This window comes from Pseudomonas sp. FSL R10-0056, assembly GCF_009600105.1.
Lineage (GTDB): Bacteria > Pseudomonadota > Gammaproteobacteria > Pseudomonadales > Pseudomonadaceae > Aquipseudomonas > Aquipseudomonas bubulae.
Genome location: NZ_WIWL01000192.1, coordinates 1 through 17,165, shown reverse-complemented (window position 1 = coordinate 17,165; position 17,165 = coordinate 1). Strand labels below are relative to the sequence as shown.

14 protein-coding genes are annotated in these 17,165 nt (G+C 57.2%); 8 read left to right on the top strand and 6 right to left on the bottom strand.

The features are described from left to right. Nucleotides 1–69: 69 nt before the first annotated feature. The gene (locus GHO42_RS16330) at nt 70–555 is read left to right on the top strand and encodes a GNAT family N-acetyltransferase (RefSeq protein WP_095019294.1); all 486 of its coding nucleotides are present in this window, start codon (nt 70–72) and stop codon (nt 553–555) included. A gap of 52 nt (nt 556–607) precedes the next feature. Here GHO42_RS16330 and GHO42_RS16325 read toward each other — a convergent pair whose 3' ends face one another. Beyond that, complete coding sequence (locus GHO42_RS16325; protein WP_095019293.1) at nt 608–2,821, bottom strand: TonB-dependent siderophore receptor; 2,214 nt, start codon at nt 2,819–2,821, stop codon at nt 608–610. Between the two features lie 139 nt (nt 2,822–2,960). Next, nucleotides 2,961–4,703 carry a phosphoethanolamine transferase CptA gene (locus GHO42_RS16320; protein WP_095001648.1) on the bottom strand — a complete coding sequence of 581 codons (1,743 nt, stop codon included), beginning with the start codon at nt 4,701–4,703 and terminating at the stop codon, nt 2,961–2,963. A gap of 362 nt (nt 4,704–5,065) precedes the next feature. Here GHO42_RS16320 and gnd point away from each other — a divergent pair, with 362 nt between their 5' ends. The 5 genes from gnd to nudC all read left to right on the top strand — a co-directional run bounded on the left by gnd (nt 5,066) and on the right by nudC (nt 10,179). Next, entirely contained in the window at nt 5,066–6,046 is a 981-nt protein-coding gene (gene gnd / locus GHO42_RS16315; protein WP_095001647.1) for a phosphogluconate dehydrogenase (NAD(+)-dependent, decarboxylating), read from the top strand. Beyond that, nucleotides 6,043–7,566, top strand: coding sequence for a glucose-6-phosphate dehydrogenase (gene zwf, locus GHO42_RS16310; RefSeq protein ID WP_095001646.1), 1,524 nt, complete (start codon nt 6,043–6,045; stop codon nt 7,564–7,566). The genes gnd and zwf overlap by 4 nt, the downstream gene beginning before the upstream one ends. Continuing rightward, a complete protein-coding gene (locus GHO42_RS16305) occupies nt 7,563–8,381 on the top strand; it encodes an HAD family hydrolase (protein WP_153328250.1) in 819 nt (272 codons plus the stop codon). Before zwf ends, GHO42_RS16305 begins: the two co-directional genes overlap by 4 nt. Nucleotides 8,382–8,505: 124 nt before the next feature. Further along, nucleotides 8,506–9,318 (top strand): crotonase/enoyl-CoA hydratase family protein, encoded by an 813-nt coding sequence (locus tag GHO42_RS16300; protein ID WP_095001645.1) that lies wholly within the window; start codon nt 8,506–8,508, stop codon nt 9,316–9,318. Nucleotides 9,319–9,348: 30 nt separating this feature from the next. Further along, the gene (gene nudC, locus GHO42_RS16295) at nt 9,349–10,179 is read left to right on the top strand and encodes an NAD(+) diphosphatase (protein ID WP_095001644.1); all 831 of its coding nucleotides are present in this window, start codon (nt 9,349–9,351) and stop codon (nt 10,177–10,179) included. Here nudC and GHO42_RS16290 read toward each other — a convergent pair. Beyond that, the gene (locus GHO42_RS16290; protein WP_095019292.1) at nt 10,147–10,926 is read right to left on the bottom strand and encodes a TSUP family transporter; all 780 of its coding nucleotides are present in this window, start codon (nt 10,924–10,926) and stop codon (nt 10,147–10,149) included. The genes nudC and GHO42_RS16290 overlap by 33 nt on opposite strands. Nucleotides 10,927–11,098: 172 nt before the next feature. After that, complete coding sequence (locus tag GHO42_RS16285; protein ID WP_095019291.1) at nt 11,099–12,184, bottom strand: sigma-54-dependent Fis family transcriptional regulator; 1,086 nt, start codon at nt 12,182–12,184, stop codon at nt 11,099–11,101. A gap of 331 nt (nt 12,185–12,515) precedes the next feature. Between GHO42_RS16285 and GHO42_RS16280 the strand changes: the two genes are divergently transcribed. After that, the gene (locus GHO42_RS16280; RefSeq protein WP_095022875.1) at nt 12,516–13,685 is read left to right on the top strand and encodes a cysteine desulfurase family protein; all 1,170 of its coding nucleotides are present in this window, start codon (nt 12,516–12,518) and stop codon (nt 13,683–13,685) included. 56 nt (nt 13,686–13,741) lie between these two features. Beyond that, nucleotides 13,742–15,562: an aminopeptidase P family protein gene (locus GHO42_RS16275; protein WP_095019289.1), complete on the top strand. Its 1,821-nt coding sequence runs from the start codon at nt 13,742–13,744 to the stop codon at nt 15,560–15,562. A 49-nt stretch (nt 15,563–15,611) separates the two neighbouring features. Here the strand turns inward: GHO42_RS16275 and GHO42_RS16270 are convergent, their stop codons facing one another. Together GHO42_RS16270 and rhtA are read right to left on the bottom strand one after the other, a co-directional pair. Further along, nucleotides 15,612–15,893 carry a hypothetical protein gene (locus GHO42_RS16270; protein WP_095001639.1) on the bottom strand — a complete coding sequence of 94 codons (282 nt, stop codon included), beginning with the start codon at nt 15,891–15,893 and terminating at the stop codon, nt 15,612–15,614. Nucleotides 15,894–16,044: 151 nt separating this feature from the next. Further along, nucleotides 16,045–16,944, bottom strand: a complete 900-nt coding sequence (gene rhtA, locus GHO42_RS16265; protein ID WP_095019288.1) for a threonine/homoserine exporter RhtA — start codon at nt 16,942–16,944, stop codon at nt 16,045–16,047. Nucleotides 16,945–17,165: the final 221 nt, after the last annotated feature.

Genomic DNA, 17,165 nt, shown 5'->3' with positions numbered 1-17,165 from the left:
CCGGGGCCGCGATAAGGTCTGGCGTTGTTCCAACAAACCAATGCCCGGACTCGTCAAGGAAAACCCGTAATGTCGGATGTCGTCGTAGTGCAAGCAGACTATACCAACCCGGTTCATGCCCAGGCGTTAAGGGACGTGTTGAATCACTACGCCCGGGACCCGATGGGCGGAGGTGAAGCGTTGTCGCAAACGGTATTGGCGCACTTGCCGGCAGAGCTTGCCAGGCGCCCTCATGCCTTCAGCGTACTGGCGTTCGTCAACGGTGAGGCGGCGGGTCTGGTTAACTGCTTTGAAGGCTTTTCCACCTTTGCCGGCAAACCCCTGGTCAATGTGCATGATGTGTCGGTGGTCGATACGTTTCGCGGTCTGGGCCTGAGCCAGAAGATGTTGCTCAAGGTAGAGGACATCGCCCGCGAACGCGGCTGCTGCAAGATCACCCTCGAAGTACTCGAGGGCAACCCTGTGGCGCAAGGTTCCTATCGCAAATTCGGCTTCAGCGATGGCCAGCTCGACCCGGCGCACGGGCGCATGCTGTTCTGGAACAAATATTTGTAACTGTAGAAAAACCTTGTAGCAGTTGACGAGCTACAAGGTTTGCCTCCTCTGCCTACAGTGTCCACTCCAGGCCAACGCTCACCGTCCGCGGATCACCCCAGAACACGCCGTTATAGAAACCTACGTTTTCGTAGTACTTTTCATCGAACAGGTTTTTGACGTTCAGGGATGCCGAGACGTGTTCGTCAAACTTGTAGCGGGCCATCAGGTCGACCAGGGTGTAGGACTTCTGAGTGATGTCTTCCTTGAAGGTAATCGGGTTGCCTTTGTCATTTTTCTCGCCGGTAGGGCGATTGGCGGCACGATAGATATCGCTTTGCCAGTTGACGGCCGCCCCCACGGTCATTGCATTCCAGTCCCCAGGCAGGCGGTAGGTGCTCGAAATCTTGAGCATGTTCAAAGGCGCTGCAGTATTCATGCGCTGGCCTGCGGCGTTGCGCGAATGGGTGTAGGTGTAGCCTGCAAGCATATTCCAGTCGCGCATCACTTCACCGGCCAGCTCGACTTCGAAACCGTTGATCTTGTTGCCCTTGCCGCCCGATTTGTAATATTCCTCGCCCTTGGGGCCGCGTGGTACTGAGTCATCGATTTCCGGCACATTGTCCTGCTTGCTCCAGAACACCGCCGTCGACAGGTTGAGGCGCTCCTGCAAGAAGCTACCCTTCAGCCCCAGCTCATAGTTGCTGCCCACCACCGGCTCAAGGTAGGAGTTGCTGGCGTCCTTGCTGGTGGTTGGCTTGAAGATGTCGGTATAACTCGCGTAGGCCGTCAACTCGTCGGTGAAGTCATACAGCACGCCGGCGTAAGGCGTAATCACATCGTTTTGGGTCTGGCTGACTTTCGGGGCAGGGAAGTTGGTGCTGGAGCTTTGCCAGCTGCCATACCGGGTGCCCAGTACGGCATGCCATTGATCGGTCAGGTTAAAGCGCGTGGCCAGGTAGCCGGATTTCTGCTTGATGACGTCGTGAGTCCCTTCAATACCGGTATTGAAATCCTGATATTTGGGAATCGCGCTCATGTCTTGCCAATTGGGGATGTTGTAGTAGTCGTCCGGGTTGAGGTCAACCATCAGGGGCGAGGTGTTGTCGTTCTTGGCCTGGCCATAACCCACCATCAACTCGTGATCACGCCCGAACAAGGGGTAGGTGCCCGAGATATTGACGTCAACGGCGCTCATCTTCTCTTCGCCGATAAAGTGGCTGGCATAGGCCGACATGCCCGTACCATCGGGGTTGGGGAAGCCGCCGCCGGCGTAATAAACCTTACCTTCAGCGTCGCTGGTGCGATGGGTGTAGGCTGCTTTGAGGCGCCAGTCATTGACCAGTTGCTGGTCGAGGGTGGCGAAGGCGGTTTTGTCCTTCATCGGCCATGAACTCCAGGAAGTCGCCAGGTTGGTCGAGCGCCCGAAATTGGCTTTGTCGCCCGAGCCGGTCCAGTAAGGTGTGGTGCCCCAGGAAGAACCCTTTACCTGCTTGTCCTGGTAGTCGTAACCCACGGCCAGAACAGTGCTGTCGCTCAGGTCGGCTTCCAGAATGCCGTAAGCCACTTCGCGCTTGAGGGCGTAGATATCGCGAAACGATTTGCTGTCGCGATAGGCCAGCACCGTGCGCCCGCGCAGGCGGCCGTCGAAGGCCAGCGGGCCGCCCACATCGACATAGCTGTAATAGTTGTCGTAGCTGCCGCCTGAAGCACCGGCCTTGGCCTGCAACTGGTGGGTAGGGCGTTTGCGGATCATGTTGATGGTGCCCGACGGGTCGCCCGCGCCGGTGGTCAGGCCGGTGGCGCCGCGCACTACTTCAATACGGTCGTAGATAATGGTGTCGGCATCGGTCTTCATAAAACTGAAGGTGTTGAGCATGCCGTCAATCTGGAAGTTATTGATGGTGTAGCCGCGGGACGAGTAGCTGACCCGGTCCGAGTCGTTGTGCTGTACCACAATGCCTGTGGTATGGCGCATGGCTTCGGTCAGGGTGTTGAGGTCGAAGTCGTCCATTTCCTGACGGGTGACGACCGAGATCGACTGCGGAGTTTCGCGAATGCTCAAGTTGAGTTTGGTCGCGGTACTGGTCGAGCCCGTGGTGTAGGAACCGGTATTTTCTGTGGTGGCACCCAGGCCCTGGGCTGTGACGCTGGTGGTGCCCAGCTCCAGTGAGCGGGTCGTTTTCTTGACCTCTTCCTGCTCGGTATCCGCCAGTAATTGCGGGCATGCGGCGCTGCTGATGAGGCCGAGGGTGAGGGTCATGGAACGGGTGATTGGCGCGAACATCGCTGCCGACTCCTTGTCGTTGTTATGAAGTTGTTCAGTGCTTCAAACGAATGACAAGGCGCGGAGTTAGGCGAAAAGAGAATTATTTGTAAAGAAGTGTCGGAAACCTGCGGGGCGCGCCGTGCGCCCCGCACGTTGATTATTGCTGGACCACGTTGGCAGGGGCGGGCTGTTTGGGCTTGATCAGGCTGAAGTCGATCAAGGCCTTTTGTGGGCGCGAGTAGGGGTCGCCAATCAGCTGCGGGCGGGCGACAAACGTGTCGCTGACCAGGCTTTTCTTGTCGTCCAGTTCGTCGGCACTGAGGCCCGCCAGGTCTGCCCAGGTGTGGATAAACTGCGAGCTGCTGTAAGGTCGCCCGAGGTCGGCAGCGAAATTCCAGGCATGGTTTTCACGCCACTTGGGCGAGGCCCAGGCCATAAACGGAATGGTGTACATCGGGGCTGTCGGCTTGGCCTCGTTGCGGCCCAGCGTCGCGTGGCCGACCGAGTCGAACACGTCTTCACCGTGGTCCGACAGGTACAGCAGGAAACCATTGGGGTCGGTCTTGGCAAAGTCCTTGATCAGGCTCGATACAACAAAATCGTTGTACAGAACGGCATTGTCGTAGCTGTTGTAGGTGGGTACTTGTGCATCGCTCAAACCGGCGGGTACGCCACTACGGTCGACAAATTTGTCGAAGGTCGGTGGATAACGGTACTGGTAGCTCATATGCGTACCGAGCAGGTGAATCACGATCAGCTTGCGCGGGGCGCTGTCGGCCAGGATCTTGTTGAAGGGCTCAATCACGTCGCCATCATATTGGCGGGCGTTCTGGTTGCGGTTGTTGTTGAGGTAAACCTGCTGGTCAGCCTGCTCGGAGAAGGTCGTGAGCATGGTGTTGCGCTTGGTCATGGTTTGCTGGTTGGTGACCCAGAAGGTTTTGTAACCGGCTTGCTTCATCACGCTGACCAGTGACGGGGTGCTCAGGTACAGGTCGGGGTTTTCTTCGTCGGCAAAGGTCAGCACTTGTTGCAGCGCTTCAATGGTGTAGGGCCGCGGTGTCACCACGTTGTCGAAAATGGCCAGTTGATCGCGCAACTTGTCGAGGTTTGGCGTGGTTTCGCGCTGATAACCATACAGGCTCATGCGCTGGCGGTTGGTGGACTCGCCAATGACCAGTACCAGGGTAGTCGGCTTGCCGGCCTCGTTGTCCTTGAGGTTGGTCAGCGGCGGGATCTTGCTGACGCTGGCGAGCATGCCCTGCATGTTGTCTAGTTGCTCCAGGTAGCGGCGATAAGCTACTAACATCTGCCACGGTACTGCAGGTTCAACACGGCTTTCGAAGCTTTCCATGGCCGTGGCCAGGTTGTCGTGCTTGATCGTCTGTTTGACCAGCGGGTAGCCGATAACCGCCACCAATATGGCCACCGCTGCAGCCCAGGCCTGCATGCGCGGCAAATACACCGGGCGCAGGCGGGTCCACAGAAACACCGCAAAGGCGGTATGTGCCAGGAATGCCAGCACCATCCACCAGGCAAAGTACTGGGTCATGTATTCGCCAGCTTCAGAGATGTTCGACTCGAACATGATGAAGATGACGCTTTGCGAGAATTCCTGTTGATAGATAAAGAAGTAGCCCAGGCTGGCCATCGAACAGGCCCACAGCACGACACCAATGACCGCCGCCATTGCCCGGGTGTGCCTGGGAAACATCAGCATCGGGGCCAGCCAGATGGCACTCATCACAAAGGCTTGGCGAAAGCCTGAGAACCCGGAAGTGCCAGTCAGCTGGATAAGCAGTTGGGTAATGCCGGAAAAATACCAAAAGAACAGGAACAGCCAGCCAAGGCCTGCCCAATCGAATCCCTTCGCAGATGTATTACTGCGTTTAAACATCCCCATACAGCGCTCCAGCTGATAACTACTTGAATGGTCAGTGCCATGTAGCCAGGCACAGCACATGAGTACTGCCTCAAGAGTGGGCAGTCACAAAGTGTTTAAGTATCGCCAAGGGGATGTGAAAACTTTGTCACCCATGATCGGGCTGGTAGACATGGATCGGTCTTGTCGCACCTTGAAAATTTTACGTTTTTTGCAGTCTTTACGGCTTCGTCCGTCTGTTGAGTGTATTGAATCGGGAATCTGCCCTCCAGCTTGTGCGAAACTATGCAGCATGTGTCAGGGCTGATCCTGATCGGGCACCTTGGGCAATGCTGCACCGAGGTGCTGTACACCTATTTATTTGTCGTTGGGAGCAACAGTACATGCAGTTGGGAATTATTGGATTGGGCCGTATGGGCGGGAATATCGCGCGGCGTCTGATGCTCAATGGGCATACAACCGTGGTTTTTGACCGCAATACCGACTTTGTCAGCGCTCTGGAACAGGAAGGCGCCACCGCCGTTGCCGATTTGCCAGCGCTGGTCGCAGGCCTGGCCAAACCCCGTGCTGTCTGGGTCATGCTGCCTTCCGGTGCGCCGACCGAAGACACCATCGAGACTTTGAGCGAGTTGCTGGACGCCGATGACATCATCATTGATGGCGGCAACACCTTCTACAAGGATGACATTCGTCGTTCGCAGTCGCTGGCCGAGAAAGGCATCCAGTACGTTGACGTGGGTACATCGGGCGGCGTGTGGGGCCTGGAGCGCGGTTATTGCATGATGATCGGCGGAGACAGCGCTGTCGTGAAACATCTGGACCCGCTGTTTGCAGCGCTGGCGCCAGGCATGGGCGATATTGCGCGGACCAAGGATCGCACCTCTGACGATGACCGTGCCGAGCGTGGTTACATCCATGCTGGCCCGGCTGGCGCTGGCCATTTCGTCAAAATGGTGCACAACGGTATCGAGTACGGCTTGATGCAGGCGTACGCCGAAGGTTTCAACCTGATGAAGATGAAAGGCGGTGAAAACCTGCCTGAAGAGCAGCGTTTTGACCTGAACCTGGGTGATATCGCTGAAGTCTGGCGTCGTGGCAGCGTGGTGTCTTCCTGGTTGCTGGATTTGACCGCCGATGCTCTGGCCACTGATGAGCCGCTGGATGGCTACTCGGGCGCCGTCGCAGACAGTGGCGAAGGCCGCTGGACCATCGAGGCCGCAATGGAGCAGTCGACCCCGGTGCCAGTGTTGTCGCAAGCCCTGTTTGCCCGCTACAGTTCACGCCAGCAAAGCCTCTATGGCGACAAATTGTTGTCAGCCATGCGCTTTGGTTTCGGCGGCCACGTGGAGACGCCTAAAAAATGACCGATCTGTCCAGTAAACCTGATGCCAAGCCTGCGCCGCCCACCACTCTGTTTTTGTTTGGTGCCCACGGTGATCTGGTCAAGCGCTTGCTGATGCCGGCGCTGTACAACTTGAGTCGTGATGGTTTACTGGACGGTGGCCTGCGCATTGTGGGCGTCGACCACAATGCGATCAGTGATGAGGGATTTGCCAAAAAGCTGGAAGACTTCATTCGCAATGAAGCGTCCAGCAAAGTGGATCATCCTGACGGCGAGGGCTTGAATGCCGCTCTATGGGCCTCGCTGGCGAAGAACATCAGCTATGTGCAAGGCGACTTTCTCGATGACAGCACCTACGCGGCGCTGGAACAGAAGATTTTTGCCAGTGGCACCGCCAATGCGGTGTTCTATCTGGCCACTGCACCGCGCTTTTTCAGCGAGGTCGTGCAGCGGCTGGGCGCCAGCGGGTTGCTCAAGGAAACCCCGGAGGCTTTTCGCCGGGTAGTCATTGAAAAACCTTTTGGCTCTGACGTGCAAACAGCCCAGGCATTGAACGAATGCCTGCTGAGCGTCATGAGCGAGAAGCAGATCTACCGGATTGACCATTACCTGGGCAAGGAAACCGTCCAGAACATTTTGGTCAGCCGTTTCTCCAACGGGCTTTTCGAAGCTTTCTGGAACAATCATTACATTGACCATGTGCAGATCACGGCGGCAGAAACCGTCGGGGTTGAGACACGTGGCAGTTTTTACGAACACACCGGCGCCTTGCGCGACATGCTGCCCAACCATCTGTTTCAACTGCTGGCGATGGTCGCGATGGAGCCCCCTGCGGCCTTTGGTGCCGATGCGGTGCGCGGTGAAAAGGCCAAGGTGATTGGCGCAATCCGCCCCTGGTCCAAAGAGGATGCGCTGAAGAACTCGGTGCGCGGGCAGTACACTCAGGGTGAGTCCGGCGGCAAGCCGGTGGTGGGTTATCGCCAGGAAAACAACGTGGCGGCCGACAGCAGCACCGAAACCTTTGTCGCGCTCAAGGTGATGATCGACAACTGGCGCTGGGTGGGCGTGCCGTTTTATCTGCGCACCGGCAAGCGCATGAGTGCGCGGGACACTGAAATCGCTATCTGCTTCAAGCCTGCGCCTTATGCGCAATTCCGTGACACCGACGTTGAACGGTTGCAGCCCAACTATTTGCGGATCCAGATCCAGCCCAATGAAGGCATGTGGTTTGACCTGCAGGCCAAGCAACCCGGGCCGGGGCTGAAAATGGCCAATATCGAGTTGGGTTTTGCGTACAAGGACTTTTTCCAAATGCAGCCTTCAACAGGCTACGAGACCTTGATCTACGACTGCCTTACTGGCGACCAGACCTTGTTTCAACGTGCGGACAACATTGAAAACGGCTGGCGGGGTGTGCAACCTTTTCTGGACGCGTGGCAGGAACAAACGGACGTGCAACCGTACAAGGCCGGTGAAGACGGTCCTGAGGCCGCTAAAGAATTGCTGGGTCGCGATGGGCGTGTCTGGCTCAACATAGGATGAGTGACGTGAAGCAAAACCCGATTGAGCTGGTGTTGTGTGACATGGATGGCACCCTGCTTTTACCTGATCACAGTATCAGCCCGCGCAACCTGGCGGCAGTCAAGGCGCTGCAGGCCGCCGGCATTCATTTCACCCTGGCTACCGGCCGCCCGCCACGGGCCATGCGCGATTATATCCGGCAGTTGGGGGTTGAGCTGCCGACTGCCGGGTTCAATGGCGGGGTGCTGGTCAACGCCGATGGCAGCGTGCTGCAGTCCCACCATGTGCCGTACCAGGCCGTACTCAAGACACTCGAGTTTTTGGCCGGGCATGACGTTGAGGTCTGGGTGTTTGCCGACGATGAGTGGCTGTTGCGCGACCCGACGGGGCCGATGGTTGCCCACGAGCAGCAGGGCCTGGGTTATGCCCCGCTGGTAGTCGAGAGTTTTGAACCCTACCTGCACCGGGTGGACAAGATCGTGGCCACTACCGGCAATGCACCCTTGTTGGTCGAGCTGGAGCAGCGTTTGCAGAAGTTACTGCATGGGGAGGCCTCTGCCAGCCGCTCCCAGGCCCGTTATCTTGATATCACCGCGCTCAGGGCCAATAAAGGCGATGCCCTTGCCACGCTGGCCGAACACCTGGGTGTGCCTCTTGAGCGCACGGTGGCGATAGGAGATGGTGGCAATGATCCGGCCATGTTCCAGCGTGCCGGGCTGTCGATTGCCATGGGCCAGGCCGATGCGCCTATTCGCGAGCAGGCGATGCATGTCACCGGCAGCAATACTGAAGATGGCGTTGCCCAGGCGATCGAGCGGTTTATCCTGACGCGCTGAAGGGGGCTGTGACAGGTCGTTTTGTCCGTATTTTGGCGTGATCGCGGCCTGCCTGCAGCCTGCAAGCCTTGTTATAGTCCGCCGCTTATCGGCCGGCGACGGCGCCCCGCAAAGGATTCAGGTTATGTCCGATTACCAGGCTTTTCAGGTTGAGTTGAACGGCAATATCGCCCATGTACAGATCAATCGACCTGAAAAGGTCAATGCGATGAATGCTGCGTTCTGGTCCGAAATCATCGATATCTTCCAGTGGATTGATGAAACTGACGCGGTGCGTGTGGTGGTGCTCAGTGGGGCGGGCAAGCATTTTTCGGCCGGCATCGACCTGATGCTGCTGGCGTCGGTGGCCAATGAAATGGGCAAGGATGTGGGGCGCAACGCCCGCATGCTGCGACGAAAAATCCTGCAAATGCAGGCCTCGTTCACTGCCGTCGACCAGTGCCGCAAGCCAGTTCTGGCAGCGGTTCAGGGTTACTGTATTGGCGGGGCGATAGACCTGATTGCCGCCTGCGACATGCGCTACGCCGCTGAAGATGCACAGTTCTCGATCAAGGAAATCGATATGGGCATGGCCGCCGATGTCGGGACACTGCAACGCCTGCCGCGTATCATCGGTGATGGCATGCTCCGCGAGCTGGCCTATACCGGGCGAATGGTCGCGGCAGATGAAGCTCGCGCCATCGGCCTGGTGAACCGGGTCTACAGTGATCAACAGGCGTTGCTTGAGGGCGTTATGGCGATTGCCCAGGAAATCGCCAGTAAATCGCCGATTGCCATTGCTGGCACCAAGCAGATGATCGGCTATATGCGCGATCACCGAGTGGAGGATGGCCTGGAATATGTTGCGACGTGGAATGCTGCGATGCTGCAATCCAGCGATCTGCGCCTGGCAATGACCGCGCATATGACCAAGCAGAAACCCGAATTTCTCGATTGAAGGCTTTGTAACCTGAACAAGGATCACTTGATGACACCGCGTTGGATCACGGCAGTACTGGATACAGACCTGACTGGCGGCTGGGCCGTGGCGCGCGGCCCCGACGGTTTTCTGAATGATGACAATGGCCCGCTGTTCCCTCGCGAATGGCTCAAACGCCAGAACTTGCCGGTACTGGCCGAGCATGGCATCGGCCACCTCGACGGCGAGCCGGTATATTTGCTGGAGCTCAAGGGCGCCGCTCAGGTAGAGGGCTGCCATTGGCAGGGCTTGCGCGCCTTTATGCTGGGCGACGACCACACGCTTTATAAAGTGCTGGGTTATGCCGCGCAAATCGGCACCTGGGCTCGTGAACATCGTTTTTGCGGCAGTTGCGGGCAGGCCATGACGCAGGTGTCAAGGGAGCGGGCGATGTACTGCGCTGCCTGTGACTTGCGCAGTTACCCGCGCATATCGCCGAGCATGATCGTGTTGATTACCCGTGGTGATGAAGTGCTGCTGGCCCGTTCGCCGCGCTTTGTGCCGGGGGTTTACAGCACCCTGGCGGGCTTCGCCGAGCCAGGCGAGTCGGCCGAGGATTGCCTGATTCGTGAAGTGCGCGAAGAAGTGCAGCTGGAGGTCAGGAACATCCAGTATGTGGGCAGCCAGTGCTGGCCGTTCCCGCACTCGATGATGCTGGGGTTTCACGCGGAATATGCCGGGGGCGAGATTGTGCCTCAGGCCGATGAGATAGAAGATGCGCAGTGGTTCAATGTGCATCAATTACCGCCGTTGCCGGCATCGCGCTCGATTGCGCGCTATCTTATCGACCTGTATGTGGCGCGTCGCTTAGGCCATGCCGAACCAGTGCTGCCAGGCTAGGCGCACGGTCAGGCCCAGGACCACGGTAATAAATACCGGACGAATAAACTTGGCGCCGCCGCTGATCGCGCTGCGGGCGCCAAAGTAAGCGCCGATCATCACTGCAAAGCCCATGGTCAGGCCGATTATCCAGTCCACATGCCCGGAAAAGATAAACACCGACAGCGCTGCAATGTTGCTGACGAAGTTCATGCTGCGGGCCACACCGCTGGCCTTCACCAGATCGATGGGGTACATCAGCATGCTGCTGACAGTCCAGAACGCACCGGTGCCCGGGCCGGCCACGCCATCATAGAACCCCAGGCCCAGACCCTGCGGCAATTGCCATTTCTTTTTGATCGGCGCGTCGTTGTCGACAGGTGTTTTTGGGGTGCCGCCAAACAACAGGTAAATCCCGCAACCGAAGACAATCACCGGCAGCATCTTGTTGAGCCATTCTGCGGGCATGTAATGGGCGGCAGTTGCGCCAATCAGGCTGCCGACCAGGGTGCCGAAAATGGCCAGTTTCCACTCGCGGGGATGGAACAGTTTGCGACGGTAGAAGGTAAGGCTCGCCGTGGCTGCGCCGAAGGTCGAACTGAGTTTGTTGGTCCCCAGCACAAGATGTGGCGGCAAGCCTGCGGTGAGCAGGGCAGGGGTGGTGAGCAAGCCGCCACCACCTGCGATGGCATCGATAAAACCGGCAACAAAAGCAACGGCGGCCAGAATGGCGAGGGTGGTCAAATCTACGCTGAGTTCAAAAGGCATGGGATCGACTTAATTCGGCGGGACGTACAGCGCAGGCGCGCGGGAAGGACGTCATCTTACCGATAAGCGAGAACAGCGGCGATAGGGCTTTTGTGATTGCCCGACGGCGCCATGAACGATCATGGGGATCGTTTGGCGCTAAGGTCAGGCAATTGCGTCAGCGGGTGTTCTATTAATAGACGAGAGCGTCGGCATCCATCCGCCGGACGTTGACTGATAGTGCACCGAGCTTGATCAGCCGGGTGCGGGTGACGTTGCGACTCAAGCCCAGCAATTTGGCCGTGTGCACCTGGTTGTGATGGCAAAATTCATAAGCGCTGCGCAGCAGGGCGTCTTCGACGGTTTCATGCAGGGCTCCCGGTTCTTCTTCGAAAAGCTTGCGAAATGCGCGCTGCAACAGATCCCGGGTAGTGTGTTGAACCGGTTGTTGCGTCGGCAAGTCCTGGCGCCTGCTGCGTGACTGTGACAGGCGCAGGTCCTGCACCGTGATGGTCTGGTTGCGGCACAGCAGCAGGCTGTGGTGCACGACGTTTTCCAGCTCGCGAATATTGCCCTGCCAGGGGTGATGCACCAGGACTTGCTCGGCGCACTCGCTCAGGGCCGTTGGCCCGTGGGGCAGGCGTTGGCGATAGGTTTTCAGGAAGTGGCGGGCCAGCGGCAGAATATCTCCAGGTCGCTCGCGCAAGGGCAGCAACGCAAGGCTGACAACATTCAGGCGGTAGTAGAGATCCTCGCGGAAATGTCCGGCATCGATGGCCTGCTCCAGGTTGACGTTGGTGGCAGCCAGCACCCGAACGTTGATCGGGGTGCTTTTGCGCGAACCCAGCCGCACAACCTCTTGTTCTTGCAGGACGCGCAACAGCTTGACCTGGATGGCCAGCGGCAAGTCGCCGATTTCATCCAGAAACAACGTGCCGCCATCGGCCTCTTCAAACCAGCCGGATTTTGCACTCAGGGCGCCCGTGAAAGCACCTTTTTCATGGCCGAACAACTCAGCCTCAACCAGTGACTCGGCAAACGCCCCGCAGTTGACCGCCACGAATGGCTGCTGGTGCCGGTGGCTGAGCTGATGGATATGGCGTGCAACGAGCTCCTTGCCGGTGCCGGTTTCTCCAATGATCAGCACACTGGCATCACTGGGGGCAATTTGTTGCAAGTGCGTCAACAGCGCTTTGGACGCTGGGTCTTCAAATACTTGGGCCGTGGCGCGTATGGACGTGGCCAGTGCCGGGGTGGCAGGTAATGTTAAAAGCTGCATTGACAGCTCCTTTTAACAGGGGCTCTGCCCACAAAAGGAAAGCCGGAGGCAGCTTTATAAAGTTATTTTGTTATTCCGTAAACTAACCTAATTCCATATTTATATATCGATATTGCATATCTGACTTGCATCGCGACGTGTTTTTAGCGCTTTATAAGACACTGCTTTCCAGGCCTCCTTAATTTAGGATTGAGCCTGGGAGGGTTTTCTCTTATTTACCTGTTTTCACCCGGCTCAATCAGTTATTTCTAACGGCCGCATTTTCAAGTGGTCTCATTAATCCTCAATCAGGGACGCCCTGATTCAGGAAAGCGCTCAGTGGATTTGAACAATGAACAAGCGACCTCTTTATTTCGATTACGCGGCCACCACTCCCGTGGACGCTCGTGTCATCCAGGTGATGGTCGAATGCCTGGGCTTTGAAGGCAACTTTGGCAATCCAGCTTCCGGCTCCCACGTCTTTGGTCAGCAAGCCCGGCATTCGGTAGAACTGGCCCGAGAGCAGGTCGCGCAACTGATCAATGCCAGGCCGGAGCAGATCATCTGGACCTCGGGCGCTACCGAGTCCAACAACCTGGCCCTGAAAGGTGTGGCACAGGCCGGTGGCCAGTTGCGCGGGCATATCATCACCAGCCAGATCGAGCACAAAGCGGTGCTGGATACCGCGCGTTTTTTACAGGATGCAGGCTTTGACGTGACCTACCTGGCACCTGATGCCAACGGGCTTGTCAGCGCCGATCAGGTCAGCGCCGCCCTGCGGGCAGATACGCTGCTGGTGTCGCTGATGCTGGTCAACAACGAACTGGGGACGGTGAATGACATCCCGGAGATTGGCCGTCGCGTGCGCGAGCATGGTGCGTTGTTTCACGTAGATGCTGCGCAAGGTGCAGGCAAAGTAGCCATCGACCTGAATGAGTGGGCCGTCGATCTGATGTCGTTTTCGGGGCACAAGATTTATGGCCCCAAAGGTATCGGCGCGTTGTATGTGGGCTCGCGGGCACAGGATCGCTTGCAGGCGCAGATTCACGGTGGTGGGCATGAGTCCGGTTTGCGCTCTGGAACGCTGGCGACGCATCAAATTGCCGGTATGGGCGCAGCTTTTGCATTGGCCAACCAGTCGTTTGCCGAAGAGCTGGAGCATATTCGTGAATTGCGTCAGCGTTTGCTTGTACAACTGGCCGATGTGCCGGGCCTGCAATGCAATGGTTGTCCGACCCAACGTATTCCTCATACCTTGAGCCTGACCTTCAGCGAGGGACACTTTAACAGCGCTGCCTTGAGTAGCGAGTTGGCGTACTCGGCAACGTCGGCATGCAACTCGGCCAGCAATGCGCCTTCCCATGTGCTGCTGGCGCTGGGGCATGATGCACGCCAGGCCGGGCGTACCATCCGCCTGAGCCTTGGCCGCTTCACCCGCGAGCAGGACATCGATGTAGCTGCAAAGGCAATCAAGGCTTGCGTAGCAGCGCCCGCACCTTTTTGGGCGGTTGCCCAACCTTGATGGCTGATCCATCATCAGCGACGAATAATAATTACCAGTGACTGGCAGGAGAATAAATGAGTACTCAGGTGTTGAATTCGGGGTCTGTTGTGGAGCGTTTGAAACGCACCCGGGCAGTGATGAGCCAGCACGGGATCCATGCGCTTCTCGTGCCTTCGGCCGATCCCCATCTTTCGGAGTACTTGCCTGCCTACTGGCAGGGCCGTCAGTGGCTGTCAGGCTTTTACGGTTCAGTGGGCACATTGATTGTCACGCCGACCTTCGCCGGCGTGTGGGCTGACAGCCGTTACTGGGAGCAAGCGGGCAAAGAACTCAGTGGCAGCACCATTGAACTGGTCAAACTGTTGCCCGGGCAGCCGGGTCCTCTGGAGTGGCTGGCTGAACAAACGCCAGAAGGTGCAACGGTTAGCGTTGATGGCGCCGTTCTTGCCCTGGCTTCAGCAAGAACCCTTGAAAGCCGGCTCAAGGATCGCGGTGCAACCTTGCGCACGGATATCGATTTGCTTGGCCTTGTCTGGCAGGATCGGCCAACACTGCCGGTGCAGCCGGTGTATGAGCACTTGCCACCACAAGCGACGGTCAGTCGGGTCGACAAGCTCCAGCAGTTGCGCGAAACACTCAAGCAGCGCAAAGCAGACGCGCATTTCATTGCAACCCTGGATGACATTGCCTGGTTGTTCAACTTGCGTGGCTCGGATGTCTCTTTCAACCCTGTATTCGTGTCGTTTGCATTAATCGAGGAGGCCCGGGCTACCTTGTTTGTCGATCTGCACAAGGTCAGTGCCGAACTGCGTGGCACCCTGGCCCGCGAAGGCATAGAGCTGTGCGACTACACCGGGATCAATGCGGCGCTGGCGTCCTTGCCGGCCACTACCCGGTTGCTGGTAGACCCTGTCCGCGTGACCTGTGGGCTGATCGGCCACCTGAAGCCTGAAGTGAAGCTGGTTGAGGGTTTGAACCCTACGACCCTGTCCAAGTCGCAAAAGAGTCTTGATGACGCCGTTCATATTCGCCAGGCCATGGAGCAGGATGGTGCTGCACTGTGTGAGTTTTTTGCCTGGCTGGAAACGGCTTTTGGGCGTGAGCGCATTACCGAACTGACGATTGATGAACAGCTGACCGCGGCCCGTGCCCGTCGTCCCGGGTTTGTATCACTGAGTTTCAACACCATTGCTGCGTTTAATGCCAATGGCGCAATGCCCCATTACCATGCCACCGAACAAGAACATGCAGTCATTGAAGGTGACGGCTTGCTGTTGATTGACTCGGGCGGGCAGTACCTGGGGGGCACGACCGATATCACGCGCATGGTTCCCGTCGGTACGCCGACCGATGAGCAAAAACGTGACTGCACCCGTGTACTAAAAGGCGTGATCGCTTTGTCTCGTGCTCGCTTTCCAAAGGGCATCCTCTCGCCTTTGCTGGACTCGATTGCCAGGGCACCGATCTGGGCTGAAAACGTCGATTATGGGCACGGCACTGGGCATGGCGTCGGTTACTTCCTGAACGTGCACGAAGGGCCACAGGTTATCGCCTATCAGGCTGCACCGGCGCCGCACACGGCAATGCAGCCGGGGATGATTACCTCGATCGAGCCGGGGACATACCGTCCGGGTCGTTGGGGGGTGCGCATCGAAAACCTGGTGTTGAACCGGGAAGCGGGTGATTCGGAGTTTGGAGTGTTTCTGAAGTTTGAAACCCTGACGCTATGTCCGATTGACACTCGCTGTCTGGAACCATCATTGCTGACGCGTGAGGAGGTCGAGTGGCTTGATGGCTACCACGCCCAGGTTCTCGAGCGTTTGAGTCCGCTGCTTGCAGGCGCCGCTCTGGAGTGGTTGCAGGTTCGTACGGCACCCGTCGCGATCAAGCGCTGATCTTGATGCCATGCTGCCGGTCGGGTCGACAGCATGGCAACAGGTGTTACTACCTGCAGATGACAATCATGCTGCGACTGGTATAACCCGCGGGGTTAAGGCCGAACGGGTAGTCCCCTGGCTCTTCGGCCGCATCACCCGATTTGGCAATCACCCGGTATCCCTTGGTTCCGCAAGACTTGTCGGCTTCGGCATAGCATTTGTTCCACGAGGAGGACAATCCCGAACAATTGATATGCAGGCCTCGCTTGCCATGCTTGACGGAGGTTTCGGAGGTTGCAGCGCAGCCGGTTAAAGCAAGTACGGCTAAAGCTACCAAAATACGTTTCATTCCTGTCCTTAAGCGTTTGCATCGGGTTTACGGGATACGCATGTGTGAGGCTGCCTGTCCGTGGCCCCTGTAGATGTCCGTATCCTGAATCGGCCTGATGAATCTGGAGTGACAAACATCCCTTAAATGAGAGTCAATTACAATAACTGTGTCAACTGGCGCCTTTTTTGTCAGTAGCAACAGGTGTGGAATGGTTGCGCATGGTTAAAGTCGCCCCGATCGAAGCCATGATGATGCAGGAAATGGCCATCCATTGCGTAAATGACAAGATCTCATTCAGAAACAACAGGCCCGACAGTGCTCCGAAGGCGGGTTCTATGCTCATCAGTGTGCCAAATGTTCGAGTTGGCATGCGTGTCAGGGCAATCATCTCAAGTGTGTAGGGCAGAGCTGTGGACATAAGGGCTACGCCAATGGCTATGGGAATCAGGCCTGGAGTCAATAATGCGGCGCCAGCGTGGTACACACCTATAGGTGCGAAAAAAAGTGCTGCAATAATTACGCCTAAAGCAGCGGTCTGCACGCCATTATCCGCTCCGGCCCGTTGCCCATAAAGAATGTACAGTGCCCAGCAGACCCCGGCGCTCAACGCGTAACCCGCGCCGACAGGGTCGATTCCTTGCGTGCTTTCACCAAAGGGTATGAGTAGCAGCAGTCCGGTGATTGCCAGACCTATCCATATGAAGTCGATCGGCCGGCGGGAGGTGTAAATAGCCACGGCCAAAGGTCCCGTGAACTCAAGGGCCACAGCAATACCCAGCGGAACGCTGCGCAATGACATATAGAAGAGGAAATTCATCCCCCCCAGCGCTATCCCGTAAACAATCACGGTTTTTAAGGATTTTGCGCTGAGCCTGGCTCTCCAGGGGCGCAGTATCAGAAACATGATAATGCTGGCGAATGCCAGGCGCAGACTGGTTGTTCCTTGGGCGCCAATGATGGGGAACATGCTTTTAGCCAGCGATGCACCCGATTGGATCGAAGCCATGGCAATAAGCAGCAAGCCAACAGGGAAAAGCGTCGCCATCAGGTTGCGGGGGAGCTTTGTCATTACGGAGTGTGCCTGGGTTTGAGGGGCTTTAAGGCAGGCATGATGCTTAACTGATTGAGAATGTGCAATATAGTGCGCAACTTCTGGCGTTTTTCACGCTATAGGCGCTTACAGATCAATAGTTTCGATTAATGCTTGACTCGAAATTGTAACTGTCTATAATTCGCCCCACTTCCGGCGCAGTCGAAACGGAAAACTCCTTGAGTTTCAATGAGTTGGAT

Excerpts from the sequence above, each read along its gene's own strand:
- gnd (WP_095001647.1), top strand. The coding sequence starts at position 5,066 with ATGCAGTTGGGAATTATTGGATTGGGCCGTATGGGCGGGAATATCGCG.
- GHO42_RS16325 (WP_095019293.1), bottom strand. The coding sequence starts at position 2,821 with ATGTTCGCGCCAATCACCCGTTCCATGACCCTCACCCTCGGCCTCATC.
- rhtA (WP_095019288.1), bottom strand. The coding sequence starts at position 16,944 with ATGACAAAGCTCCCCCGCAACCTGATGGCGACGCTTTTCCCTGTTGGC.
- GHO42_RS16275 (WP_095019289.1), top strand. The coding sequence starts at position 13,742 with ATGAGTACTCAGGTGTTGAATTCGGGGTCTGTTGTGGAGCGTTTGAAA.
- GHO42_RS16300 (WP_095001645.1), top strand. The coding sequence starts at position 8,506 with ATGTCCGATTACCAGGCTTTTCAGGTTGAGTTGAACGGCAATATCGCC.
- GHO42_RS16290 (WP_095019292.1), bottom strand. The coding sequence starts at position 10,926 with ATGCCTTTTGAACTCAGCGTAGATTTGACCACCCTCGCCATTCTGGCC.
- GHO42_RS16285 (WP_095019291.1), bottom strand. The coding sequence starts at position 12,184 with ATGCAGCTTTTAACATTACCTGCCACCCCGGCACTGGCCACGTCCATA.
- GHO42_RS16305 (WP_153328250.1), top strand. The coding sequence starts at position 7,563 with ATGAGTGACGTGAAGCAAAACCCGATTGAGCTGGTGTTGTGTGACATG.
- GHO42_RS16280 (WP_095022875.1), top strand. The coding sequence starts at position 12,516 with ATGAACAAGCGACCTCTTTATTTCGATTACGCGGCCACCACTCCCGTG.
- GHO42_RS16320 (WP_095001648.1), bottom strand. The coding sequence starts at position 4,703 with ATGGGGATGTTTAAACGCAGTAATACATCTGCGAAGGGATTCGATTGG.
- GHO42_RS16330 (WP_095019294.1), top strand. The coding sequence starts at position 70 with ATGTCGGATGTCGTCGTAGTGCAAGCAGACTATACCAACCCGGTTCAT.
- nudC (WP_095001644.1), top strand. The coding sequence starts at position 9,349 with ATGACACCGCGTTGGATCACGGCAGTACTGGATACAGACCTGACTGGC.
- zwf (WP_095001646.1), top strand. The coding sequence starts at position 6,043 with ATGACCGATCTGTCCAGTAAACCTGATGCCAAGCCTGCGCCGCCCACC.
- GHO42_RS16270 (WP_095001639.1), bottom strand. The coding sequence starts at position 15,893 with ATGAAACGTATTTTGGTAGCTTTAGCCGTACTTGCTTTAACCGGCTGC.